This window comes from Pseudonocardia yunnanensis (assembly GCF_039534065.1).
Taxonomy (GTDB): Bacteria; Actinomycetota; Actinomycetes; order Mycobacteriales; family Pseudonocardiaceae; genus Pseudonocardia; species Pseudonocardia yunnanensis.
In genome coordinates this window covers 138,816-161,819 of the sequence record NZ_BAAAUS010000023.1, presented here as the reverse complement: position 1 = coordinate 161,819, position 23,004 = coordinate 138,816, and the positions used below count along the sequence as shown (strand labels likewise).

Annotated in this window: 21 protein-coding genes and 2 pseudogenes; 9 read left to right on the top strand and 14 right to left on the bottom strand. The window is 68.6% G+C overall.

Translation table 11 applies throughout. From position 1 onward, the window contains the following. Positions 1 to 22: 22 nt before the first annotated feature. The 5 genes and pseudogenes from ABD743_RS20510 to ABD743_RS20495 form a co-directional block, all read right to left on the bottom strand. Positions 23 to 613: an ATP-binding protein gene (locus ABD743_RS20510; protein ID WP_344723739.1), complete on the bottom strand. Its 591-nt coding sequence runs from the start codon at positions 611 to 613 to the stop codon at positions 23 to 25. A gap of 60 nt (positions 614 to 673) precedes the next feature. After that, positions 674 to 1,072: an STAS domain-containing protein gene (locus ABD743_RS20505; RefSeq protein WP_344723947.1), complete on the bottom strand. Its 399-nt coding sequence runs from the start codon at positions 1,070 to 1,072 to the stop codon at positions 674 to 676. Between the two features lie 62 nt (positions 1,073 to 1,134). After that, positions 1,135 to 1,188, bottom strand: a pseudogene (locus ABD743_RS44530) (hypothetical protein); the annotation flags it as partial. Positions 1,189 to 1,219: 31 nt separating this feature from the next. After that, positions 1,220 to 1,452: pseudogene (locus ABD743_RS20500) on the bottom strand (FAD-binding oxidoreductase); the annotation flags it as partial. A 253-nt stretch (positions 1,453 to 1,705) separates the two neighbouring features. Further along, complete coding sequence (locus ABD743_RS20495; RefSeq protein ID WP_344723738.1) at positions 1,706 to 2,203, bottom strand: CinA family protein; 498 nt, start codon at positions 2,201 to 2,203, stop codon at positions 1,706 to 1,708. Between the two features lie 244 nt (positions 2,204 to 2,447). Between ABD743_RS20495 and ABD743_RS20490 the strand changes: the two genes are divergently transcribed. After that, positions 2,448 to 3,035, top strand: a complete 588-nt coding sequence (locus ABD743_RS20490) for a hypothetical protein (protein WP_344723737.1) — start codon at positions 2,448 to 2,450, stop codon at positions 3,033 to 3,035. A gap of 25 nt (positions 3,036 to 3,060) precedes the next feature. Here ABD743_RS20490 and ABD743_RS20485 read toward each other — a convergent pair whose 3' ends face one another. From ABD743_RS20485 to ABD743_RS20475, 3 genes are all read right to left on the bottom strand, one after another. Further along, positions 3,061 to 3,768, bottom strand: a complete 708-nt coding sequence (locus ABD743_RS20485) for a DUF1345 domain-containing protein (RefSeq protein ID WP_344723736.1) — start codon at positions 3,766 to 3,768, stop codon at positions 3,061 to 3,063. 155 nt (positions 3,769 to 3,923) lie between these two features. Continuing rightward, positions 3,924 to 4,967 (bottom strand): FAD-dependent oxidoreductase, encoded by a 1,044-nt coding sequence (locus tag ABD743_RS20480; RefSeq protein WP_344723735.1) that lies wholly within the window; start codon positions 4,965 to 4,967, stop codon positions 3,924 to 3,926. A 37-nt stretch (positions 4,968 to 5,004) separates the two neighbouring features. After that, positions 5,005 to 5,598 carry a hypothetical protein gene (locus ABD743_RS20475; protein ID WP_344723734.1) on the bottom strand — a complete coding sequence of 198 codons (594 nt, stop codon included), beginning with the start codon at positions 5,596 to 5,598 and terminating at the stop codon, positions 5,005 to 5,007. 167 nt (positions 5,599 to 5,765) lie between these two features. Between ABD743_RS20475 and ABD743_RS20470 the strand changes: the two genes are divergently transcribed. The 4 genes from ABD743_RS20470 (at position 5,766) to ABD743_RS20455 (ending at position 8,763) form a co-directional block, all read left to right on the top strand. Beyond that, positions 5,766 to 5,990 carry a hypothetical protein gene (locus ABD743_RS20470; RefSeq protein ID WP_344723733.1) on the top strand — a complete coding sequence of 75 codons (225 nt, stop codon included), beginning with the start codon at positions 5,766 to 5,768 and terminating at the stop codon, positions 5,988 to 5,990. Positions 5,991 to 6,105: 115 nt separating this feature from the next. Continuing rightward, a complete protein-coding gene (locus ABD743_RS20465) occupies positions 6,106 to 7,428 on the top strand; it encodes an MFS transporter (RefSeq protein ID WP_344723732.1) in 1,323 nt (440 codons plus the stop codon). Between the two features lie 29 nt (positions 7,429 to 7,457). Then, the gene (locus ABD743_RS20460) at positions 7,458 to 8,165 is read left to right on the top strand and encodes a helix-turn-helix domain-containing protein (RefSeq protein ID WP_344723731.1); all 708 of its coding nucleotides are present in this window, start codon (positions 7,458 to 7,460) and stop codon (positions 8,163 to 8,165) included. Positions 8,166 to 8,226: 61 nt separating this feature from the next. Further along, entirely contained in the window at positions 8,227 to 8,763 is a 537-nt protein-coding gene (locus ABD743_RS20455; protein WP_344723730.1) for a dihydrofolate reductase family protein, read from the top strand. Here the strand turns inward: ABD743_RS20455 and ABD743_RS20450 are convergent. Continuing rightward, entirely contained in the window at positions 8,760 to 9,260 is a 501-nt protein-coding gene (locus ABD743_RS20450; RefSeq protein ID WP_344723729.1) for a GNAT family N-acetyltransferase, read from the bottom strand. The genes ABD743_RS20455 and ABD743_RS20450 overlap by 4 nt on opposite strands. 100 nt (positions 9,261 to 9,360) lie before the next feature. Here ABD743_RS20450 and ABD743_RS20445 point away from each other — a divergent pair, with 100 nt between their 5' ends. Beyond that, entirely contained in the window at positions 9,361 to 9,804 is a 444-nt protein-coding gene (locus ABD743_RS20445) for a hypothetical protein (RefSeq protein WP_344723728.1), read from the top strand. Between the two features lie 7 nt (positions 9,805 to 9,811). Here the strand turns inward: ABD743_RS20445 and ABD743_RS20440 are convergent, their stop codons facing one another. The 5 genes from ABD743_RS20440 to ABD743_RS20420 all read right to left on the bottom strand — a co-directional run bounded on the left by ABD743_RS20440 (position 9,812) and on the right by ABD743_RS20420 (position 15,543). After that, on the bottom strand, positions 9,812 to 10,534 hold the full coding sequence (locus ABD743_RS20440) for an ABC transporter ATP-binding protein (protein WP_344723727.1): 723 nt from the start codon (positions 10,532 to 10,534) through the stop codon (positions 9,812 to 9,814). Beyond that, on the bottom strand, positions 10,531 to 11,379 hold the full coding sequence (locus ABD743_RS20435) for an ABC transporter ATP-binding protein (protein WP_344723726.1): 849 nt from the start codon (positions 11,377 to 11,379) through the stop codon (positions 10,531 to 10,533). Before ABD743_RS20435 ends, ABD743_RS20440 begins: the two co-directional genes overlap by 4 nt. A 114-nt stretch (positions 11,380 to 11,493) precedes the next feature. Beyond that, on the bottom strand, positions 11,494 to 13,221 hold the full coding sequence (locus ABD743_RS20430) for a branched-chain amino acid ABC transporter permease (RefSeq protein ID WP_344723725.1): 1,728 nt from the start codon (positions 13,219 to 13,221) through the stop codon (positions 11,494 to 11,496). Positions 13,222 to 13,339: 118 nt separating this feature from the next. Then, the gene (locus tag ABD743_RS20425) at positions 13,340 to 14,269 is read right to left on the bottom strand and encodes a branched-chain amino acid ABC transporter permease (RefSeq protein WP_344723724.1); all 930 of its coding nucleotides are present in this window, start codon (positions 14,267 to 14,269) and stop codon (positions 13,340 to 13,342) included. Between the two features lie 86 nt (positions 14,270 to 14,355). Further along, positions 14,356 to 15,543: a branched-chain amino acid ABC transporter substrate-binding protein gene (locus ABD743_RS20420; protein WP_344723946.1), complete on the bottom strand. Its 1,188-nt coding sequence runs from the start codon at positions 15,541 to 15,543 to the stop codon at positions 14,356 to 14,358. A 919-nt stretch (positions 15,544 to 16,462) separates the two neighbouring features. On the opposite strand from ABD743_RS20420, the gene ABD743_RS20415 reads away from it, so the two are divergent. The 3 genes from ABD743_RS20415 to ABD743_RS20405 all read left to right on the top strand — a co-directional run bounded on the left by ABD743_RS20415 (position 16,463) and on the right by ABD743_RS20405 (position 22,953). Continuing rightward, positions 16,463 to 17,494, top strand: a complete 1,032-nt coding sequence (locus tag ABD743_RS20415) for an alcohol dehydrogenase catalytic domain-containing protein (RefSeq protein ID WP_344723723.1) — start codon at positions 16,463 to 16,465, stop codon at positions 17,492 to 17,494. Between the two features lie 28 nt (positions 17,495 to 17,522). Further along, positions 17,523 to 17,897 (top strand): glycosyltransferase, encoded by a 375-nt coding sequence (locus tag ABD743_RS20410; RefSeq protein WP_344723722.1) that lies wholly within the window; start codon positions 17,523 to 17,525, stop codon positions 17,895 to 17,897. 76 nt (positions 17,898 to 17,973) lie between these two features. Then, positions 17,974 to 22,953: an AAA family ATPase gene (locus tag ABD743_RS20405; RefSeq protein WP_344723721.1), complete on the top strand. Its 4,980-nt coding sequence runs from the start codon at positions 17,974 to 17,976 to the stop codon at positions 22,951 to 22,953. Positions 22,954 to 23,004: the final 51 nt, after the last annotated feature.

The window sequence follows — 23,004 nt, the reverse complement described above, 5'->3', positions numbered from 1 at the left end:
GTCGACGGGGCCCGTTCGTTCCTCAGGGAGCCGACGGGCCCCGCCGGAGGCGCTCCACTCGGGCACGCCGTGGTGCAGGTGGGCTGACCACGATCACCTCCGTGCCCCGCGAGTCCCCCTCCTCGCCACGGCGGATCGTGACCTCGGCGGCGAGCGCAGCGATCGCGGCCAGCCCGTGGCCACGGTGCTGCTGCTCGGGGTTCAGCGGCTTCCACCGCCCGCCGTCCGCCACCCGCACCCGCACCCGCCACAGTTCCTCGTGGTCGACTCCGGCTTCGCGCACGGGGAATGCCTCTGCCTCGATCGTGATCTGCCCGTCGGAGTTGTCCGGGGGGTAGGCGTGCTCGGCGGAGTTGCTGACGGCCTCGCTCACGATGTACTCGACGTCGTCGACCCACTCAGCAGGGAACTGCAACGCCTCCAGCCACCCCCGGATCCGTGCCCGCGTCTGCCAGGCAGAGGTGACGTGCGCGGCGACCCGGAAGGTGAACGTGGTCTCCGTGACGGACGCAGCGCCGGCCGCCGAGCTCGCCAGGTGTGCTGGGCTCGGCGACGGGTCCGGACCGGCTAGCGGCCCCCATCCCTCTGGGTCGACGTCGCAGGGGGGCGGCATAGCGGCCAGTGTGCCGTCTGGGTGTGGCCTGCGCCGACCGGGGTTTTCACGTGCTGCCCGTCACTCGGAGACGTCGACCTCCGGCCGGCCGCTCAACGCATCCTCGACGTCATGGAACAACGTGAGGATCCGGTCGAGCCCGGACATCTGGAGGGGTCGGATGACGGGACGGGTGTGGTCGACGACCACCCGCAGCGGACTCGACGCGCTCGCCTCCCGGTGTGCCTCCACCAGGGTGCGGAGCCCTCGGGAGGCCAGGAACGTCACTCCGGTCAGGTCGATCACGAGTGGGTGCGGCCCGGCCTCGGTCAGCGCCTCGTCCACCGCTTTGCGGAGCACCGATGCGGTGGCGACGTCCACGTCGCCCTCGACCGTGAGGACCACGGCCCGGCCACGAGTGGCCCGGCGGACCGAAATCAACTCCTCGGGCGGTGGCATTCCGTCCTGACCGCTGTTCACCAGTCCAGACCGTACCGGGGACGGGTGGCGCGGTTCACCGCGGCGCGGATGACCCGCGGCCGTCAGATGGCCGCGGCACCGTCCGGTGGAATGTTGTGATTGAAGCGGAAGGTGTTCCGCGGGTCGTATCGCGCCTTGACGGATCAACTCCAGCGCGGTCACCACACCGAAGTTGTTCTTTCCACCGCGCAGGGCCCAGAAGAGGTCCGGTTCGGAATCCGGCGAGTGGCGCAGCACGCCATCGGCGGTGACCACGTCGATGCTCCGCACATGATCGGCCGCCCAGCCGCGGGCCCGGCCATGGTGAGGCTGAGCCCGCCACCGAGCGTGTACCCGATGACCCCGACCGTCGGCGACGACCCGGTCAGCGGGGCGAGCCCGTCATCACCCGGCACCAGAACCGGTCCGGCCACGTCGGGATCGAGGGTTTCCCTGCCCTTTTTCGACAGTGCACGTCCCGAACCCGAGGAACAGGACAAGGGATTCACTGCTTCTGGCGCCTGTTCCTCGGATCGGCGGTCACAGATATGTACCCAGCGGCCCCACCGCGACGATAGCCCACAGTTCGTGAACGGAAATTCTGCACACGGGCTGTTGCGCTTATTGCGTCCCGTGCGTGGTCGGCCCGGACGATCAGTCGGCCGTCAGCGAGGTGAGAAGTGCGTTCAGCGCCGCGGCGGCGAAGGCCTCCATGTTCGCCTCACGGTCGTCGCTGCCGGTCAGGAGATGCTCAGCGCGCAGGAATCCGTCCGGCCCCGCCACCGCCACCCACGTGTGCCCCGCGGGGTCCCCGTACCGGTTGCCCGACGGTCCCGCCGCGCCCGCCTCACTCACGGCCCAGTCCGTATCGAGCTTCGCGGCCACCGACGCCGCGAGGTAGCGCGCGAACGGCTCGCACGCGCCTCGATCGCCGGGCTCCATGTCGGTTGCGCCCGCGAACAGCGCCGCGACGCCGTCCCTGGTGTAGGTCACCGTGCCGCCGCGGTAGTAGGCCGAGGCACCGGGGACGGCGAGCAGCGCGGCCGAGATCAGCCCCCCGGCAGAGGTCTCGGCGACGGCGACGGTCTGTCGGCGTGAGATGAGCTGCTCGGCGACCCGAGCTGAGAGCGTGGTGAGCGATGTGGACGGCATTCGGCCAACCTACGACGGTCGCAAATGTTGCGACGCCACCGCAGTGGTGCACGACACGGGACGTCCGGCAGAATCCGCAGGTAAGAATGTAGTGCAGGCTACCGGTGAGATCCGAACTCGCGGGACGAACGTCTCACCGCCTGGGAAACCCAATCGGACAATAGAACCATGGTCCATGTCCACGACGCCGCTGTCATCCGTCATTCCTGACGGACCGCCCCTTTCGACCCCCGAACAGGACTCGATGCGCACGTCCCCGCAGTACGGCTTCGCCCGGGTCGTCACCTCGATCGTCCTCACCGTCCTGGCAACGTGCATAGCGGGCTGCGCGACGCCGGACGCCGGGGTACAAGCGGAGTGGAAGGCCAGGCAGTGGAGGGTCACTTCGTGGACGCCCGTCCATGACGTGGAGAGCGGCGTCACGGCGTCACTGCTGGGTCCGGTGCCGTCCGACGCCGGCCTCCCGATGTTCGCCTATCGCTCGACAGAAGGCCCGGTCGAGGTCGAGACCCGCATCACCATCGTCCGCAGGCCCGACGACATGCTGGGGAAGCCGATCACGCACGCGGACATGCAACGCTCCGCCGAGCTCTCCGCCGAGATCTACGACGGCCTTCTCATCAGCTCCCAGGAGCTCACCATGAACGAGTACCCCGCCACCGACGTGCGTATCCGGTACACCGACAACAGCCTCAAGCGGAAGCTGGCGCTACAGCGCCAGGTGTTCCTGCCCGAGCACATGGTGATCCTGGAGAGCACCGGGGCGGCCAACGAGGAACGCGTCGTGGAGCAGGTGCAGCAGCTGGCCGTCGAGAAGCTGCTATTGCCGTGAACCTCCGAGCCGGATCTCGGAGCGATCAGTTCCCGGTGAGCAGGCCCACCACCATGCTGATGATCGCGGTGTTGTAGACGAACGCGAGCAGTCCGTGGCAGAGCACTATTCCCCGCGTGCGGGTGGAGCGAACTTCGACGTCGGACGTGGCGAACGTCGTTCCGACCGTGAATGAGAAGTACACGAACTCGAGGAGAGTCGGCGCCGGCGTTTCGGGGAATGAGAACGGAGGCTCGTCGGCATTCAGGTAGAGCTGGGCGTACCGCTCCGCGTAGCTCAGGTGCAGGATCGCCCACGCGAGCAGCACCATGATCACCCCGAACGACCGGACGACGTCCTGGACGTCATCGCTGCCTTCGACCGTCGCGATATCGAGGCCGGCGCTGAGCAGGGTGACTGCCGTGGCCAGTGTGATGAGGTAGCTCGTGCGGCGGCCCGCCAGCCGCTCCGGCCAGCGCTGGTCTCCACGTCGGGCTCGACGCACCCGCGACACCCGGATCCCGATGTAGCACAGGGCGAAGAGAATCCACGCCAGGCTCGTGAGCACGTAGGCGGAGTCGTCCACCGCTGGGTCCTCGGGATTGAGGATCGTCCCCAGGCTGGCCAGGAGCAGCAGGACGTCGACCACACGCGTCACCCATCGGCCCGGTGAGACCTGGTGGGAGCGGGTGTCCGACGGATGTTCGGCAGCGTCCGGTTCGGCGGTGGCCACAGGCGTGATCTGCTCGTTCACTTATTGTTTCCTTGTTCATCGCGGATCGAATGGACGACGAGGTGCTGCAGTCTGCCTGCCGTCGTCAACCGCGCTGATCTTGGCCCCGCTTTTCGACGAGCCATGGTGCCGAATTGTCGCCGGCCGGTTACGCTCGGGCGTATTCGGTGCGCGCGCTAGTAGTTCAGTGCGACATCCGGCACCGCAGGGGTCGACCCGTCGACGCATGCAGCGGCGAGTACGTCTCCCAACAGGGGTGCGAACTTGAACAGGTTCTCGCCGTACACCGCAAGGATCGACCCGTTCCGGCGGAACTCGAATCCGTCGCCCAGGCCGGGAGTGGTCACGCAGTACAGGCTGTCGACGATGCGCGGCTCGACGGCGAGGTGCCGTCGCGCGTACGCGAGCACGGCGTCGCGCGACGCGGTCGTTGCCGCCTCGCGCCCTACCTCCCACGCCGTCAGTGCGGGATCGAGGTGCCCTCCCACGGCCCAGCTTCCGGGTCCGGTCTGATGTTGGTAGGTGCCCAGGTCGGTGGAGGGCGTGTCGATCCAGCACCGCCACGCCACAGGCGAGTCGAACGGGAACGTGAATCGCACGTGGTGTGCCAGCGCGGGCGGCGTGTAGATGCCGACCTGCGCGGCGAGCGGCGATGTGCCGGCTCCCGCCGCCAGCAGAACCGCGTCGAATCGGGCCTCGCCTGCCGAGCTCCACACAGTGGTGCCGGCGCGGGAGTTCTCGAGCGCGTACGCCTGCGCGCGGAGAACGGCGCCCCTGGTCAGCTCCGTCAGATGGGTCCGCACCGCGTCGACGTCGATCACGCCGCCCGCCGGGTCGAGCAACGCCTCGGACGGCGGTGTGAGCGCGGGGAGCCGAAGGCCGTCAGCCGCTCCGTCGACGACCTCGTGCGCAGCGCCGGCGGCAGCCATCGCCGCCGCCCACACCGGCATCTGCTCGCCGCTGATCACACAGCCGCTCGGGCCGATCAACGAGGTGCCGCTCGCCTTCTCCCACCGGCCGAATCCGGCGCGGGCGACCGCGGCGAGCCGCACCAGGTCCGGCAGGGCATGAGCCAGCCGGAAGATGCGCGACGACCCGGCGGACCGCTGTGCCATCGGCTCGCCCGCCTGCTCGTAACACACCACGTCGACACCGCGCTGCAGCAACGCGGCCGTGGTGGACAGCCCGACCACTCCGGCGCCGACGACCGCGACCCTCACCGAACTCAGCGTACGGCGCGCGTCTCCCGTGATCGAGTCACGACGCCACCGTGGCGTCGCCGGGCGTTGCCGCACCCTGGGACTGCACCACCACGGGCAGTTTGAGGACTTCGGTCAGCACGCGTATTTCCCGCTTCACCGGTTGCCGGGCCATGAACAGCAGGTCGAGCGGATACCAGAGGCCGACCCAGGCCACCACCAGGAAGACGCCGTTTCCGAGCAGTTCCGCCCAGAACTCGTCCTCCCCAGGACGGGTGAAGCCGAAGGAGAGCACCACGCCCGCGAAGAACAGCAGCGAGCCGCTGACGAGGGCGCGCATTCCGCTTCGCCAGATCACCGCGCCCTGCCGTGTCGCCCGCTCGATCCGTAGCCGGCAGTAGCGGCGCAGAGATCCTTCGAGGCACGCGGCCAGCTCGGGGGAGCATTCACCCGCCATCTCGAGCACGATGCGGCGAGTGCGGACCTTCTTCTTCATGGCCAGGAACAGATCCACCAGTTCCTCCACCCCGCTGTCCAGCCGGCGCGAACCGAAGAGCAGCGAGCGGGGGTCGGCCGCGAAAAGCTCCTCGGGAGTGTCCAATCGGATCACCACGTCGCCGCGGGGCTCGCGTTCGTCAGGCCGCTTGGGCACGGGGTTCACCTTCCTCACTGCAGAAGAACGAATTCGACGGTGCAGCCGACCCTGCCACACGGTGATTCCTGCGGCTTGTAGCCCAATCGGCGACAAGCACGGACCGGCCGACGTGAGAAGCACCCAGAGCGCGATGTGCGGGCGCTCCCAGAGGTAGCGTCCGGCGAGTGGATGGCCTGGTAGCGCTCCTCATGACCCTGGGCATCTTCGGCGTCGTCCTGGCCGGCCTGGCATGGATCGCGTCTCGTGTTCGCCGCCGCGGCGGTGGCGGGTCACTCATGGGGCCCTTCGACGAGATCTGGCATCCCGCCGCCCACCGGGCTCGAATCGAGACCGACGCACAAGAGGAGCGGCCGGCGCCGAGCCCGTTGCCCGGTGACCGGCTGATCTGAGATCGCGGCTCGCCCGCGCGGCCTTCCACACCTTGACATGCCGGCGGCATGGTCACTACAAAAGCCGTGTTAGCGCTAACACGCCGGGCGCAGCACGAGCAACGGAGCCAGGACCATGTCCACCAGTTCGAGCGGCACGACTGCTGCCGGGACCACGCGCAGGCCGTCCGGGAACGTCCGCTGGATGATGGTCGCGCTGCTCTTCGTCGGCACGGCGATCGTGTACGTCGACAGGGCGAACCTCAGCGCCGCGGCCCCGCAGATCCAGCAGGACTTCGGGCTCACCAGCACCGAACTCGGCCTGATCCTTTCCGGGTTCTTCTGGACCTACGCCGTCTTCCAGCTGTTCGCCGGCTGGTTCGTGGACAAGGTCGGCGTACGGACGAGCTACACGCTCGCGGCGGTTCTGTGGTCGGTCTTCACCGCAGCGACGGCGCTCGGCCGAGGATTCGGCTCGCTGCTCGGTCTCCGGCTGCTGCTCGGCATCGGCGAGTCCCCCGCCTACCCGTGCAACGCCAAGGCCGTCCGCGAGTGGATGCCCACACAGGAGCGAGGACTCGCCACCGGCATCTACGACAGCGGTTCGCGGGTGGGCACCGCGCTGTCCATACCGGTCGTGGTCCTGCTCATCAGCATGCTGGGATGGCACGGCTCGTTCGTCGTGACGGGCGCGCTCGGCGTGATCTGGGCGATCGGCTGGTGGTTCTTCTACCGGAGGCCGCAGGAGCACGGCCGCGTCTCGGCCGAGGAGCTCGCCTACATCGAGGCAGGCCAGGAGACCGTGCAGGACGACCCGGCCGCCACCACGCGCGTCCGCTGGCTCGACCTGCTTCGGCACCGGGCCGTGTGGGGCATGGTCCTGGGGAACTTCTGCGTCGCGTTCGTCATCTACTGGTTCGTCACCTGGTTCCCCACCTACCTCGTCCAGGGACGTGGGTTCGACCTGCCGTCGCTCGGCCTCTTCGGTTCCATCCCGGCGCTGGTCGCGGTGCCGACCGGGTGGCTCGGCGGCCTCGCCGCGGACGCCCTCATCCGCAGGGGCTGGGGGGTCACCCGCGCCCGCAAGACGCTGATCATCGGCGGGTTGCTCGTCTCCACCAGCATCGTGCTGTCGCTGTTCACCGAAAGCAGCGCAATGGCCATCGCCGTGCTGTCCGTCTCCTACGGAGCCCTCACCTTCGCCAACGCGAGCATCTGGCTGCTCCCCGGAGAGCTGGCGCCCTCCGGCGACCACGTCGCCTCACTTGCCGGGATCATGAACTTCGCAGGCAGCGCCGCCGGGGTCGTCGTGTCCATCGCGGTGGGCGCTCTGCTCGACCTCACGGGCGGGTCGTTCGTGGCCCCGCTGCTGATGGCGGGCGCGTTCCTCGTGTTGGGCATGATCGCCTACGGCTTCATCATCACTCGCGTCGCCCCGATCGACGTGGATCGACGTTGACAGGGCCGCACATGTGACGAGGAGGCGGGATGGCGCTGGAGAGCGAGGACCGATCGTCGGACTCGCCGTACGTCGCGCGGGTATGGCGCGGCCGCAGCTCGGGCGTCGAGCGGATGACATCGGTGGCGACCTCGAACTGGGAGCTGGTCGTCTGGCAGCAGCACGGCCGCGTCCACGTCGGTGTCCGCGGCCCGGAGACCGCGGCGAGCGTGGCCGAGGTACCCGACGAGTCGGAGTCGTTCGGGATCACCTTCTCCCACGGGACGTCGATGCCGCACCTGCCGGCGGCGCGACTCGTCGACGCGCACCTGGACAGCCCGCACGTCACCGCGACGGCCTTCGTGTGCCGGGGCGACGAGTGGGCACTCCCCGACTTCGAGAACGCGGAACAGTTCGTCACCCGGCTCGTGCGGGAGGGCGTGCTCGTGCGCGATCCGCTCGTCGATGACGTGGTCGCGGGCGAACAGCCCAGGATCGGCGCACGCACGGTGCAACGGCGCATCGCTGCGGCGACCGGCCTCACGCAGGGTGCGATCCGCCAGATCGAGCGCGCCCGGCAGGCGGCGATCCTCCTCGGCGAAGGTGCCACACCCCTCGACGTCGTGCACCGGCTCGGCTACTACGACCAGCCACACCTGTCCAGATCGCTCACGCGCTTCATCGGCCGCACCGCCACGCAGCTGCAGCGGCAGAACGCCGCGGAGCCCCTGTCGCTCCTGTACAAGACCGAGGGCTGATCGGGTTCATACCGTAGGGTCCACGCGCTCGATCACACGGACAGAGGGAATCGCCACCACCATGGGCAAGATCGTTTCGAACTTCTTCATCGCTCTCGACGGGGTCGTCGAGGCTCCGGACACGTGGCACTCCCCCTACTTCAACGACGAGATGGGTGCCGTCGTCGGCGCTGGGATGGAAACGAACAAGGCGTTCCTCATGGGACGCAAGCTCTACGACGAGTGGGCGGCGTACTGGCCGGAGAGCACCGACGAGCCGTTCGCGACCTACTTCAACACGATGCCGAAGTACGTGATCTCGAGCTCGCTCGAGAAGCCGACCTGGAACAACACCACGGCACTCGCCGGCGACGTCGACGAGGTCCGTCGGCTCAAGGAGACCGTCGACGGCGACATCTGCATCACCGGCAGCGCCACCACGGTTCGGTGGCTGCTTACGAACGAGCTGCTCGACGAGCTCCGCCTCCTCGTGCACCCGATCGCGGTCGGTCGCGGTCAGCGGTTGTTCGACGACACGACCACGCACCGGCTCCAGCTCGTCGACAGCGCCGTACTGTCGACCGGCGTGCTCAACCTGACCTACGCGCCCGCCGACTAGATCATGAGAGGGAGCTTCATTCCCTCGTGTGACGCCACGAACCCCAGGCGCTCATAGAAACGGTGGGCGTCGGTGCGGCGCTTGTCGGTGGTGAGCTGGACGAGCGCACAGCCTCGGCGCTTCGCCTCATCGATCGCCCACTCGATCATCTTCGTTCCGATGTTCCTGCCGCGGGCCTCCTCGTGCACCCTGACGGCCTCGATCTGGGCCCGCCACGCGCCTTGCCGCGCCAGTCCTGGGATGAAGCTGAGCTGCATCGTGCCGATCAGGCGCAGATCGTCGACGGCCACGACGAGCAGGTGGGCCGGGTCGGCGGAGATGGCGTCGAAGGCGGCGCGGTACGGCTGGAGCGCCGCGGGCGAGCGCTCGGCGGTCTCGCGGTGGACGCCGAGCTGGTCGGCGGCGAGCATCGCCACCAGTTCCGGTAGGTCGTCGGCCGCCGCGAGCCTGAGCGTGACGGCTCCGCCGGGAACGTCGAGCAGTGCGAGTCCTTGCATGCTGACGACTCTGCCGGAGATCGGTCCCAGCGGCGGTCGCGACAAAGATCGCGGTGGCGATCCGCGATGCCCGGGACGATCCGTCTGGGACGATCGCCTCATGGAGCACCTTCCGTACATCGACGAGCACGCCGTCCCCACCGGAGCATCCCGCGACGCGGTGTGGTCGGCGCTGATGCACGTGCTTCACCACAAGATGAGCGGCGCCACCCACTTCGCGCGCCTGCTCGGCGCCGACCCGGCACGCGGCACGCCGGCGTTCGAGGGCAGGCCCGGCGAGACGGTTCCGGGCTTCCGCGTCGTCGACGCCGAGCCGGGCCATCGCCTGACGCTGCAGGGACGCCACCACTTCTCGCGCTACCGGCTCACCTTTCTCCTCGATGACGACCGCCTGCGCGCACAGAGCCACGGGGCCTTCCCCGGCCCGCACGGCGCGCTCTACCGCGCCGCCGTGATCTCCTCCGGCGGCCACCGGATCATCACCCGCGGCATGCTGCAACAGATCGGCAAGCGCGCCCGGCACACGCAACGCGAGAGGCCGTGAGGCGGGATCAGGGGGAAACCCCTTCGCCCAGGTAGGCCTCCTGCACGCGGGGGTCGGCGAGGAGTTCGGCGCCGGTGCCCGACAGGGTGGTGCGGCCGAGGTCGATCACGTAGGCGTGCTCTGCCAAGGCCAACGCCGCCAGGGCGTTCTGCTCCACCAGCAACACCGTGGTGCCCTCGGCCTGCAACTCCTGCACCGTCTCGAAGATCTTCTCCGTCATGATCGGTGAGAGGCCCATCGAGGGCTCGTCGAGCATCAACAGCTTCGGGCGCGACATCAACGCCCGCCCGATCGCCAGCATCTGCTGCTCTCCCCCGGAGAACAGCCCGGCCTTGTTCGCCCGCCGCTCCCCCAACACCGGGAACAGGGAGTACACCCACGCCAGGTCGTGCTGCACCCCGGCGTCATCGTGGCGGGTGTAGGCCCCGAGTAGCAGGTTCTCCTCCACCGTCATCCGCGCGAACACCCGTCGGCCCTCCGGGGCGTGCGCCACCCCGCGCGCCAAGATCTCGTGCGCAGGCAACCGCTGGATCGGCTCCCCGTTCAGCAGGATCTGCCCCGACTCCGGGCGCAACAATCCGGAGATCGTCCGCAAAGTGGTGGTCTTGCCCGCCCCGTTGCTGCCGATCAGCGACACGATCTGGCCGCGCTCCAGGGAGAACGACACCCCTCGCACCGCCTGGATCGCCCCGTAAGCCACGGTGAGATCACGGACCTCGAGAAAGCTCACTGGTGGTCTCCGCGGTGGAGTTGGGCCTCGACCTCTTCCGGTGGCGCCCCCAGGTACGCCTCCACCACCCGCGGATCCCCTCGGACCTGGTCCGGGCAGCCCTCCACCAGCACCTCGCCCTGAACGAGCACCAGCACCCGGTCGCACAGGGTGAAGATGAACTTGGTGTCGTGCTCGATCACCACCACAGAGATCCCCAGGTCCCGGATCGCGAAGATCAACTGCCGGGTCGCCTCGGTCTCCTGTGCATTCATTCCGGCGGTCGGTTCGTCGAGCAGCAGCACGGACGGATCGGTCGCCAACGCCCGGGCGATCTCCAGCCGACGCTGATCGCCGTACGGGAGATTGCGGGCCAACTCGTCGGCGAACCGCGTGAGCCCGACGAACGAGAGCAGCGCCTCCGTGCGCTCTGCCGCCTCGGCCTCGCTGCGGCGGAACCCCGGACCGTGCAGCAGCGACGACAACGGGTTCTGCCGCATCCGCACGTGCCGCCCCACCAGCACGTTCTCCTGCGCGGTCATGCTCGGGAACAGCCGGATGTTCTGAAACGTCCGTGCCACACCTTGCTCGGTGACCCGCGCCGGGTCCTGCGGCAATGCCTTCCCGCGCAACGACACCACGCCCGACGTCGGCGCATACAAGCCGGTCAAACAGTTGAACAGCGTGGTCTTGCCGGCGCCGTTCGGCCCGATGAGCCCGATGATCTCGCCCTCGGCCAGCCCGAACGACACATCGTTGAGTGCCCGCAGCCCGCCGAACTGCATCGTCACCCCGGCCGCACGCAGGATCGCCTGCTCGGTGCTCGTCTGCCGTGGACGCCCCCACTCCGGCGTCGACCTGGTCATGCCTTTCTCGCCTTCACAATTCCCGCGCTACGAGATCGTTGCTCGCAGCGAGGTCAATGGACATTCGTTCACGCGCTGCTCCGGCCGCCCGCAACCGCCTGACGCGTCACCGGCTCACCCGCGGTCCACCGACCGGATCATCTGACGGTCGCTCGGCCCGCCGGCGCTCGGTTGCCGGGTCGCTCCGGGGCCGGCGGTGGGCACCGGCATCGTCGCGGGTTCGCTCACGGGTACGAGTTCCGCGCGGCGGTGGCGGTCCGGCACCAGACCCTGCGGCCGGAACCGCATGATCAGGATGAGGGCGATGCCGAACAGCAGCAGCCGGTAGTCGGAGAACTCACGTAGCTTCTCCGGCAATACGAAGAGGATCGACGCCCCCAGGACCGCACCCGGGATCGTGCCCATCCCACCCAGGATCACCGCCGCCAGCAACGTCACCGACTCGAGGAACTGAAAGCTGTCGTAGGAGACGTTGGCGGTCTTGTGTGCGAAGAACGCACCCGCGAACCCGGCCAGTGTCGCCCCGATCATGAACGCCAGGATCTTGATCGGCCCCGTCCGTATGCCCATCGCCCGGGCAGCGTCCTCGTCCTCCCGGATCGCGATCCAGGCTCGGCCCAGCCGCGAGTTCTTCAGGTTCGCGAACACCAGCATGACCGCGGCCACGATGAACACGATCAACACGTAGTACAGAACGCCGGGCGCCAGCTCCAACCCGCCGATCTGCACCGAGTCGTTGAAGTCGGTGCCGAACAACGACACCGGCGGAATCCCCGGGATCGCGTTCGCGCCACCGGTCAAGCCACCGATGTTGTTCTGCGCGCTGCGTACGAAGATCTCGCCGAACGCCAGCGTCACGATGGCCAGGTAGTCCCCGCGCACCCGCAGCGTCGGCGAGCCGACGATCGCGCCGAAGATGCCGGCGACCACAGCCGCGATCACCATCACCAGCGGGAACGGCAACTGGATCCCGATCCGGGATGCCGCGGCACCCGAGAAGTTCGCCGCGACGAACGCCCCGATCCCCAAGAACGCCACGTAGCCCATGTCCAGCAGGCCGGCCAACCCGACCACGATGTTCAGCCCGATCGCCGTGGCCGCGTACACCCCGATGTTGGCCGCCACTGTCATCCAGTACTCGGTGCCCGCACCGGTCAACGGCAGGAGCAATGCGGCGATCAGCAGCACGATCACGCTGAACACCCGACGCCGCTCGGACACCGCGCCGATCCAGGTGACCACGCCCGAGGCGTGCAACGCCCCCAACAGCCCACCGACCGCACCGAGGAACGACAGGAACACCGCGCCGGCGTAGACGTTCGCGGCTCCGCCCTGCCCGCCACTGGTCAACACCGCCGACACGAGCAACAGCAGCAGGCCGAAGGTGACCAGCAGGATCAGCCACTCCACGTACCGGTTGAGCCGCCACCTCCAGACGGGGACGGGTGAGAGCCCGCCCGCGGTGGCGCCCAGGATGAGCAACACTCCGCCTATCAGCGCCACGACCGCGCCGAACGCGACCCCGCTGCCGGCGGTGATCGCGCCGAGGCCACCACCCTCCACAGTGATGTAGAGGCCGTTCACCACGGCGACCGCGACCACACCCCACCCGATCGCCCGCAGGATCCGCTCCCGGCCAGGCACCCGGACCAGCGCGATCACGATCGCGGCCACCCCGAACTCGGCCAGATGCATCCGGAACCCGGTGACCGCGATCGGGGCGGCGAAGAACGCCAGGGTCGACTTCTCCGGATACGGACCGTTGTTCAGCACGAACGTGGCCCATGGCAGCAGCGCACCCACCAGTGTGAACACGCCACCGGTGATCCGCAGCGCGGTCACGAACCGAGCCAACTGCGCCAGCCAGGATCTCAGCACCGCCCGGGAGACCACAGATTTCGAAGGCTTGTCGAGCGTGCTCACGCGCGTGGCCGCCGAGCCGTACATTTCTCGAGAGTGGTCATGCCCGTACCCGCTCGGTCTCGCCGAAGAAGCCCTGTGGCCGGAACACCAGCACCGCGATCAGCACCACGAAGATCCACACGTAGTCGTAGGCCGACCCACCGGGTAGGTACTGCCCTGCCAAGGCCCTGATCAGCCCGATCGACAGGCCGCCGACCACCGCGCCACGAACGCTCCCGATCCCACCCAGCACCGCCGCCGTGAACGCGAAGATCCCGTTCTGGAAGCCCATGTCGATGTTGACGGTGTTCAGGTAGACGCCGTAGAGCACGCCGCCGATCCCGGCCAGCGCCGCGCCGAGCACGAACGTCAGCACGATGACGCGGTCCGGGTCGATACCCATCAACCGGGCCACGTCACGGTCCTGGGCCGTCGCCCGCATCGCGCGTCCCATCCGCGACCGGTCGATGAACAGCTGCAACGCCACCGCCAAGGCCAACGACACGACGACCAGCAGCATCCCCGAGTACTTGATCGGCACCCCATCGCCGAGGGGGATGATCAATGTTCCCTGCACGAAGGCGCCGGGGAACGGGAGCGCCGCAGTGGCGCCCGGGTAGAACACCCGCACCGCCTCCTGCAGGGCCACCGACACACCCAGGGCGGTGATCAACGGCGCCAACCGCTGGGCGTTCCGCAGCGGCCGATACGCCAGGCGCTCCATCGCCACCCCGACCACCACCGACACCGCGGCCCCGGCGATCACCAACAACGGCAACGCCAGATACCAGCGCTGCTGCACGAACGTCGGCAACAGATATGTGAACGTGGCCAACCCGCCGTACGCGCCGACCATGAAGATCTCACCATGAGCAAAGTTGATCAACTGGATGATCCCGTAGACCATCGTGTAACCCAGCGCGATCAGCCCGATCAACGAACCGATCATCAGTCCGTTGATGATCTGGGACAACAACGTGGACAGCAAGCGGGCGGTCCCTCCACAAACGCCGGGGGCGGAGGTCCCGCCCCCGGCATGTCGTCATCACATGTGCCGACCCGGACCCCCGGGAGTCAGTGCGAAGCCTGCGGATCGAAGGTGCCGGTCTCGACAGGCACGAAGGCATCGCCCTTGACGGTGTACACCGTGAGGATCTTGTTGGTGGTATCGCCGAACTGGTCGAACGACACATGGCCACTGACGCCGTCGACGTTCGTCTGCTGGACAGCATCGATCATGTCCTGGCGGCGGGAACTACTGAAGTCCCCAGTGCTGACGACCTTCTTCAGCGCATCGACGATCACGTTCGCGCTGTCATACGACAGCGCCCCGTAAGGACTGTACGACTCACTGTAGCCGGCGGCCGCGTAGTCGTCGGTGAACGTCTTTGCGTCGGGCAGCGACTCGACTGGTGCTCCGATGCCGGTGGCCAGGTCACCTTGCCTGCCCCCGAGGGCAACGTATTGCTTGTCGGCAATACCGTCGCCGCCCATCACCGTCACAGGCAGTCCGGCGTCGGCGAGCTGCTTCGACAGCGGTCCGGCCACGGGATACTCGCCCCCGTAGTACACCGCATCCGGGTTCATGGGACGGATCTTGGCAATAACGCTGGAGAAGTCGGTGTCGTTCTCCCCCACCCGCTCCCGTGCCACGACGTCGGCGCCGAGCTGCTGCGCCTCCTGCGCAAAGGAGTTCGCAATACCGACACCGTAGGTCTTACCGTCGTCGATGACCGCGATCCGCTTCTTCCCGGCCTTCTGAATCAGATACTGGGCACCGTACGGGCCCTGCAGCAGGTCGGTGGTCGCCACCCGGAAGTAGATGGGGAACTGGCGCTTGGGCGCAGTGGCGGCATCCGGCCCCATCGAAAGAACGGGGTCGGTGTTCCCCGGCGACACCTCGACGATGTTCTGCTGCTGGAGAATCGGAGCGACCGACTGTGCCGTCGACGAGTTGTAGGTTCCGATCACAGCCGCGATGTTCGGATCGGACGCCAGCTCGGTGGCTGCCTGCGCCGCGACCTGCGGAGTCGACTGGTCATCCTCTGGCTGGAGCACCAGCCGATACCCCGGCACCACACACTTCTGGTTCGCCTGCCGTATCGCGAGGTCGGCAGAGTTCCTGATGCCCAACCCGTAGGCCGACACGCCACCCGACAAGGGCGCGATCAGGCCGATGACCAGCGACCCCTTACTGGTGTCGCAGGATGACCCGTCGGCGCTCTCACTCGACTGGTTGGTGCTACACGCCGGAAGCAGCATCACTCCGGCCACGGCGAGGCCTGCCCAAGCGACTGCACGATTTCGACTCACTCCCACTCCCTCTCCTGTCGACGCAATATGTGTCACATATCCGGTCATGACCCATCCGGGCACGCAGTGCATCGCGAACCAACCGTGCCATTGATGGACACTGTTCAAGAACGACCGGCTCCGTCGCCTCCGAGGAGCGTTCGCACAATCGCCCGCCCTGAACCGATCCGCTGCCGAGCGACACAACCCGGACTCGCCGCGCGAGCCGGCCAGAGCAGCCCAAGACCTTCAAATCTCCGCCGATGCCGCAACAGGGGAGCCTGCGGCACGACAATGTTGCGACGACTGACCCACCGGTCAATTGATCGGGCACGGCCACGCCCATGCGGACAGCCGCGTGTCGCAGTCGTCAGCATATGAACATTGTACTTATCGAAACGCCTAATGGATATGTCTGCGCTGCTGATATTACTGACACTAAGCGAGAACCTCGGGAAAATGTGCAGATCGAGCGCGCCGCCGGAATAGTCCTGGAGCGATAGGCCGAGACTATCGGATATGCACCACTCGGGGTGAGAGTTCCCGTTGGCCGGATCGCATCGATCGACCGCGTTCTCGGCGCACCCACCCGCTTGGAGGCGCTTGCACGGTCGCACACTTCTGCACGGAGATCAGCATCCAAGAGACTGATCTGAGCAGACTTGTGGTCTTCATGTCGACCGATCCCGTCGTGACGGGGTGAACCTCGCGTGTCTACACATCACGTCGATGACCGTCCGCCACGTTCCGCTCCGTCCTGATCCTCGGGCGGCATGTCCGGGAACGAATGGCGACACCGGCTCGTGAAGGTCGAGATTGGATGCATGCCGATCGCCACAGACCACCGACGAGCGAAATCCATGAGCCGCGGCACCGCAGAGATCTCGCGATGACCGGAACGGACAAGGTTACGTATCGCGCCATCGAGGTCACCGGTAAGCGCGAGTTCTCCCTCGTCACCCGGGAGCTCTCCGAGCCGTTGCCGGGGCAGGTGCGGGTTCGGGTGCAGGCCTGCGGGGTGTGCCACTCCGACGCGCTGAGCGGTGAGGGTCAGCGCGAGGACCCGTCCGAACCGCGTGTCCCCGGCCACGAGATCGCCGGAGTGGTCGACGCCGTCGGCCCCGGCGTGGGCGGCTGGAAGGTCGGCGAGCGGGTCGGGGTGGGGTACCTGGGTGGGCAGGACAACGAATGCGACTTCTGCCGCCGTGGCGATTTCGTCAACTGCACCAACCAGCCGTGGACCGGCACCACGGTCGATGGCGGATACGCCGAGTACACCTTCGTCCGGGCGAGTGGGTTGGTCCGCATCCCACCCGAGCTCAACCCGGTCGACGCGGCACCCTTGCTGTGCGCCGGGCTCACGAACTACAGCGCGATGCAGAAGATCGACGCGCGGCCGGGCGCCCTCGTTGCGGTGCAGGGAATCGGTGGGCTCGGCCATCTCGGCGTCCAGTACGCCCGCAAGCTCGGCTACCGGGTTGCGGCCATCGGTCGGGGTACCGGGAAAGCCGAACACGCCGCCGAGCTGGGTGCGCACGTCTACATCGACAGCTCCGCCGAGGATCCGGGTGAAGCGCTGCAGAAGCTCGGCGGTGCCGCCGCCGTCATCGCCACCGCTACCACCGGGGCCTCCATGTCTCCTCTGCTCGCGGGCCTCGCCCCACGCGGACGCATGGTGGTGCTCGGTGTCGCACCCGACCCCATCTCGGTGCAGACCGTTCCCCTGATCTTCGGCACCCGCTCGATCAGCGGGAGCCTCACGGGCAGCTCGATCGAGAACGAGGACAACCTCGCCTTCACCACGGACCACGACGTCCGACCAATGATCGAGGTCATGCCGCTGGCCGAGGCGCCCGAGGCCTACGCACGCATGATGGCCGGGGACGCCTGCTTCCGCATCGTCCTCGACATGGGCGCCTGACAGGACAATCACCTCATAGGCTGCGATCGTGGCGTCGATCTCTGTCTACGGTCCGATGGGAGCCGGGCACGTCAACCCGACGCTGGGGATCGTCGCGGAACTCGTCCGCCGCGGCCATGAGGTCACCTACTGGGCGCCGGCGCAGTTCGCCGACCGGATCGCCGAGACGGGTGCCCGTTTCGTGACGATCACCTCCACCTGGGAATCCATGGGCCGTGACGCGCTCCCGCAGATGCACGGCAAGGAGCTGGTTCGCGCGATCGGCCTGCTCCTTGACGAGACAAAGGCGCTCGTCCCAGCCCTGAAGGATTCTGCAGCGGCGCAGGCCTGCGTCGGATCAGCCACGCTGCGCGTGTCCAGGGGCTTACCGAACGTGCCGGATGGGACCGAGCGTGGTCGCTGAGGGCCCCGCACTTGCGCATGCAGGCGGGCCGGCGTAGGCACGGCGGGAGATGCATCCGACCTGGTGGAGGTGTCGGATGGGAGCAGGCGGGGTGCCGCCGGGCCGGGATCCGCCCGCTCCGGCCGAAGTGCTGCTGCACGAGTGTGCGCGCACACGGGTGACTCGGCTGTTCCTGCCCGGGCGCACGGTTGTCCGAAAGGAGCCACTGGGAGCGGACGCGGACCGTCGGCTGCGGCACGAGACGGCGATGCTGGCGCGGTTGCGCGGTATTGCGGGGATTGCGCAGCTGGTGGAAACGCCGCGGTACCCCAGGTCGGTCGTGTTGACGGACGTGGGTGGCACGAGCCTGGCCGGTCGGGCAATGCCGCTGGATGTCGGAGAGTTGATCCGCCTCGGTTCGGGCCTGGCTCGGGCGGTAGCGGGGATGCACGGCCGGGGAGTGCTGCACCGGGACATCACCCCGGCCAACATCGTGATCTCCGACGACGGCAGCCCGCTGCTCGTGGACTTCGCGTTGGCGACCTCGTTCGCCGAGATCCGCCCCGAGTTCACCCACCACACCGAGATCGTCGGAACGCTCGCCTACCTCGCCCCCGAGCAGACCGGGCGGACCGGCCGGTCAGTGGATCAGCGGGCCGATCTGTATGCGTTGGGTGCGACGCTGTACGAGTTGGCGACGGGGGATCCGCCGTTCGGTTCCGGCGACCCGTTGCGCCTCACGCACGATCACCTGGCTCGGGTGCCGGTGCCGCCTGCCGAGGTGAACCCTGCCGTGCCCGTCGCGTTGTCCGAGCTCGTCATGCGTCTTCTCGAGAAGGAGCCGGATCACCGGTACCAGACCGCAGAGGGCGTGGTCTACGACCTGGATCGGGTGCGGGACGCTCAGGCACGTCCGACGACGGCTCGGGTGCGCATCGGCGAGCACGATGCCCCGCTGCGGCTGCTCCCGCCATCGCGGCTGGTGGCTCGAGACGCCGACGTGGCGGCGCTGCAGGCGGCGTTCGAGGACGCGCTGGCGGGCCGGTGCCGGGGGGTGCTGGTCGGTGGGGCACCGGGGGTGGGCAAGACGGCGCTGGTCGATCAGCTGCGACCGGTGGTGACGGGCAGGGACGGCTGGTTCGTGGCCGGCAAGTTCGACCAGTACCGGCGGGATCTGGAGTTCAACGCGGTGTACCAGGCGTTCCGGGCGCTGGGTCGGATGCTCTTGGCCGAGCCGGAGGACGAGCTGGCCGAGGTCCGTGAGCGGGCCCTCACAGCGCTCGGTGCCAACGCGGGCCTGCTGAGCGCGACGATTCCGGAGTTCGCGACGCTGTTGGGGGTGCCGCCCGATCCTGGGAATCCGCTCACCGCGCAGGTGCGGGCGCAGCGAGTGGGCATGCAGGGGTTGCGGGCCGTTGCGTCACGGAAACGACCGGTCGTGGTGTTCCTCGACGACCTGCAGTGGGGCGGGCGCACCCCACTCGGCTTCATCGATCTCGTGCTGACCGAGGAACCGGTCGACGGCCTGTTGCTGGTGGGGGCCTACCGCGAAGCCGACATGGACGCGGCACATCCGCTCGCTGCGCTGCTGCCCCGGTGGCGCGACCAGACCGGCGTACGACAGCTGCGGTTGGACAACCTGCCGGTCCCGAGCCTCGCCACCATGGTCGCGGAGATGCTGCACTCGGACCAGGCAGCCGCAGCGGGCCTGGTCGAGGTGATCAACGGGCACACCTCCGGCAATCCGCACGAGACGGTGGAGCTGCTCAACGCGCTGCGCCGCGAGGGTGTACTGACCCCGACGGCCGCCGGGTGGCAGTGGGACGACGCGGCCGCACGTGCTCGGCTGGGCGAGTCCGAGGTGGCCGGCCTGCTCGCGGCGCGCGTCGCGGCGATGCCACCGACGTCCCGCGCGGTGATCGAGGCGATGGCGTGCCTGGGCGGGCGAGCGGAGGTGAGCCTCCTGCAGACCGTCACCGACGCACCGGCGGGCGTGGTGGACCAGCAGCTGGCGCCCGCACTCGACGACGGCGTCCTCGTGGTGGAGCCCGGGCTGCGCGAGGCCGTGCGATTTCGCCACGACCGCACCCGCGAGGTCATCCTGCGCGGGCTGGATCCGCAGCGGCGACGCACGCTGCAGCTGGCCATTGCGCGGCGGCTGGCCGCGCAGCCGGAGTTGTACGCGGTGGCGGCCGAGCAGTACCTGCCGGTGATCGACGCCGTCACCGACGCAGCCGAGCGACAGCTGGTGGTGCAGCTGCTGCGTCGCGCCGCCGACCAGGCGTCGTTGATCGGGGAATACGGCCTGGTGAACGCGCTCCTGGCCGGCGCGCTGCAGCTCATCGGGCCGAGCGAGACAGCCACGCTCATCGAGGTGCACACCGGCCGCCACGCCACCCTCTACAGCCTGGGGCGCCTTGATGAGGCAGACGAGGAGTACGCCGTTCTCGAGCGGCTGGCGCCCACCCGGCTCGAAGGTGCCGACGCGACGGTGGTGCAGGTGCGCAGCCTGACCCATCGGAACCGCTTTGCCGAGGCGATCGGTCTGGGCCTGGAGTCGCTGCGCGCTTTCGGCATCACCGTCCCGGCCGGGGACCGGCTCGACGCCGAGCTCGACAACCAGTTCGAGTATTTGTACCGATGGCTGGACCACTCCGATGCCGCTGACGATCTGGCGCGACCGGAGATCTCCGACCCCACGCTGCTCGCCGTGACCCGCCTGATCGACGCGGTCCTTCCGGCTGCCTACTTCGCCGCCGACCACGCGATACAGGCGTGGATGAGCCTGGAGGCGCTGCGGATCTGGCTCGAGCAGGGCCCAGGACCCACCCTGGTCAGCCCCGCCTGCGTCGCCTCCTTCCACGCTGTGGCGCAGCGCGGCGACAGCGTCGCCGGCTACAAGGCGTTGCGGCGGATCCTGGCAGTGGGTGAAGCCCGCGGCTATGAGCCCGAGACCTCACACGCGCGCCGGGTGTTCGGCATCCTCTGCTGCTGGTTCGAGCCCATCGAGAACGGTGTCCACGCCACTCAGCGCGCCCGCGAGGGGCTGATCGCAGGCGGCGACCTGGCGTACGCCGGCTACACCCACCACCCGACCGTCTACTACCTGCTCGAATGCGCGCCGACGCTCGACAGCTTCAACGCGGCGGTAGAGGCGGGGTTGGCCTTCGTACGCCGTACGGGCAGCGAGCAGGGCGGCCAGTGGCTCGACAGTCATCTGTGGCTGGCCGATGTGCTGCGCGGTGGAAGCTCGGCCGCGAGCGCCACGGCGGTTCCCACCGACAGGTACGCGGACAACCCGCTCGCGCTTTTCCATGCGCATCTCAATCGGGCGATCGCCGCCGCCGTCTTCGGCAATGCGGTCGACCTGGCACGGCACACCGAAGCGGCGATGCCGCTGCTACCGGCTGTCCTGGGCAACTACCCGACCGCCGTGGCCCACGTGCTGCGTGGGCTGGCCGTCGCACACCAAGCCCGCGCAGGCCACGGTGACGAACGCACCGCCCTGCTCTCCGAACTGGACGAGGAGTCGCGGTGGCTGGCCGCCCGCGCTGCGGACGCGCCCGACAACTTTCTGCACCTGCTGCGGCTGATCGAAGCCGAGCGAGCCTGGGCGATCGGCGACTTCCGCGCCGCCGTGCTGGCCTTCGACGCCGCACGGCACGAGGTCGCCCGGCGGCGGCGCCCGTGGCATCGAGCCGTGATCGCCGAACACGCCGCCCGCTTCTACCTGGCCCACGGCGTCGAACAGACCGGCTACGACCTGCTCGCCCAGGCCCGCCAGGAGTACCTCGCCTGGGGAGCGACGGCGAAGGTCAGCCAGCTGGACTGGGCGTACCCGATCCTGCGACGACACCCCGACGCCACCGCCGAGGAGCGCGGCGACCGACCCGGTGACGTTCTTCATCAGCGGGCGACCGTCACGACCGGGACGCTCGACCTGCTCGGCATCCTGTCCACGTCGCAGGCGCTGAGCTCCGAGACCAGCATCCAACGCCTGCACGCTCGCGTGGTCGAGGTGCTCGGTGCGATGACCGGCGCGACCGGCGTGCACCTGCTGCTGTGGAGCGACGACCACCACGACTGGCTGCTGCCCACATCCGGCGGCGGCACCGTGCCCGTCAGCGGCGTCGACCACGCGGCCGCGGTGCCGCTGTCCGTGCTGCGCTACGTCCAGCGCATCGGTGAACCACTGGTCGTGGCCGACGCCACCCGCGACGACCGGTTCGCCCGCGACCCGTACCTCGCCGACCTCGAATGCTGCGCCCTGCTGGCCGTTCCCATCCTCAGCCGCGGCACCCTACGGGCACAGCTGCTACTGGAGAACCGCCTCATCCGCGGCGCCTTCACCGCTGAGCGGCTCGACGCCGTCACGCTCATCGCGGGCCAGCTCGCCGTCTCCCTCGACAACGCGCAGCTCTACGCCGAGCTCACCACTTCCCGCGCGCGGATCGTCGCCACCGCCGACCAGATCCGCCGACGCATCGAACGGGACATGCACGACGGCGCCCAACAACAGCTGGTCTCCCTGGTCCTGCAGGCGCGCGCGGTGCACGCGATGGTGCCTCCTGAAGACGTCGAGCTGGCCGCGCAGCTCGACGATCTGGCCACCCAGGCAACCATCGCACTCGACGAAATGCGAGAGCTCGCCCGTGGGGTCCATCCGGCGGCCCTCGCCGAAGGCGGCCTACGCCCCGCCCTGAAAGCTCTCGCCGGCCGTTCCCCCGTCCCTGTCGAACTGGACGTGCAGGCAGATGGCCGACTACCCGAACAGATCGAGATCGCTGCCTACTACCTCGTCGCCGAAGCACTCACCAACACCGCCAAACACGCCGATGCCTCGGCCGCCCACATCACGATCGACACCACCCGCACCACTACCGGCAACGTGCTGCGGATCCGCGTGCGCGACGACGGTCGAGGCGGTGCCAACCCCGCCGGTGGAACCGGCCTCGTCGGAATCAGAGACCGGGCCGAGGCACTCGGTGGTCACCTCTCGATACACAGCACCCCCGGCGCTGGCACCACCCTGCGAGCCGAACTCCCGCTGTCCTCCACCCACACGGGTTCCGGCTGAGCAAGCCGTCGCCCAGATGTCGACCTTGGCGCCAGGGTCGGGGTGCCCGGT

Coding starts and splice junctions, on each gene's coding strand:
- ABD743_RS20510 (WP_344723739.1), bottom strand. CDS start 613: ATGCCGCCCCCCTGCGACGTCGACCCAGAGGGATGGGGGCCGCTAGCC.
- ABD743_RS20495 (WP_344723738.1), bottom strand. CDS start 2,203: ATGCCGTCCACATCGCTCACCACGCTCTCAGCTCGGGTCGCCGAGCAG.
- ABD743_RS20490 (WP_344723737.1), top strand. CDS start 2,448: ATGCGCACGTCCCCGCAGTACGGCTTCGCCCGGGTCGTCACCTCGATC.
- ABD743_RS20465 (WP_344723732.1), top strand. CDS start 6,106: ATGTCCACCAGTTCGAGCGGCACGACTGCTGCCGGGACCACGCGCAGG.
- ABD743_RS20460 (WP_344723731.1), top strand. CDS start 7,458: ATGGCGCTGGAGAGCGAGGACCGATCGTCGGACTCGCCGTACGTCGCG.
- ABD743_RS20455 (WP_344723730.1), top strand. CDS start 8,227: ATGGGCAAGATCGTTTCGAACTTCTTCATCGCTCTCGACGGGGTCGTC.
- ABD743_RS20450 (WP_344723729.1), bottom strand. CDS start 9,260: ATGCAAGGACTCGCACTGCTCGACGTTCCCGGCGGAGCCGTCACGCTC.
- ABD743_RS20445 (WP_344723728.1), top strand. CDS start 9,361: ATGGAGCACCTTCCGTACATCGACGAGCACGCCGTCCCCACCGGAGCA.
- ABD743_RS20435 (WP_344723726.1), bottom strand. CDS start 11,379: ATGACCAGGTCGACGCCGGAGTGGGGGCGTCCACGGCAGACGAGCACC.
- ABD743_RS20420 (WP_344723946.1), bottom strand. CDS start 15,543: ATGCTGCTTCCGGCGTGTAGCACCAACCAGTCGAGTGAGAGCGCCGAC.
- ABD743_RS20415 (WP_344723723.1), top strand. CDS start 16,463: ATGACCGGAACGGACAAGGTTACGTATCGCGCCATCGAGGTCACCGGT.
- ABD743_RS20405 (WP_344723721.1), top strand. CDS start 17,974: ATGGGAGCAGGCGGGGTGCCGCCGGGCCGGGATCCGCCCGCTCCGGCC.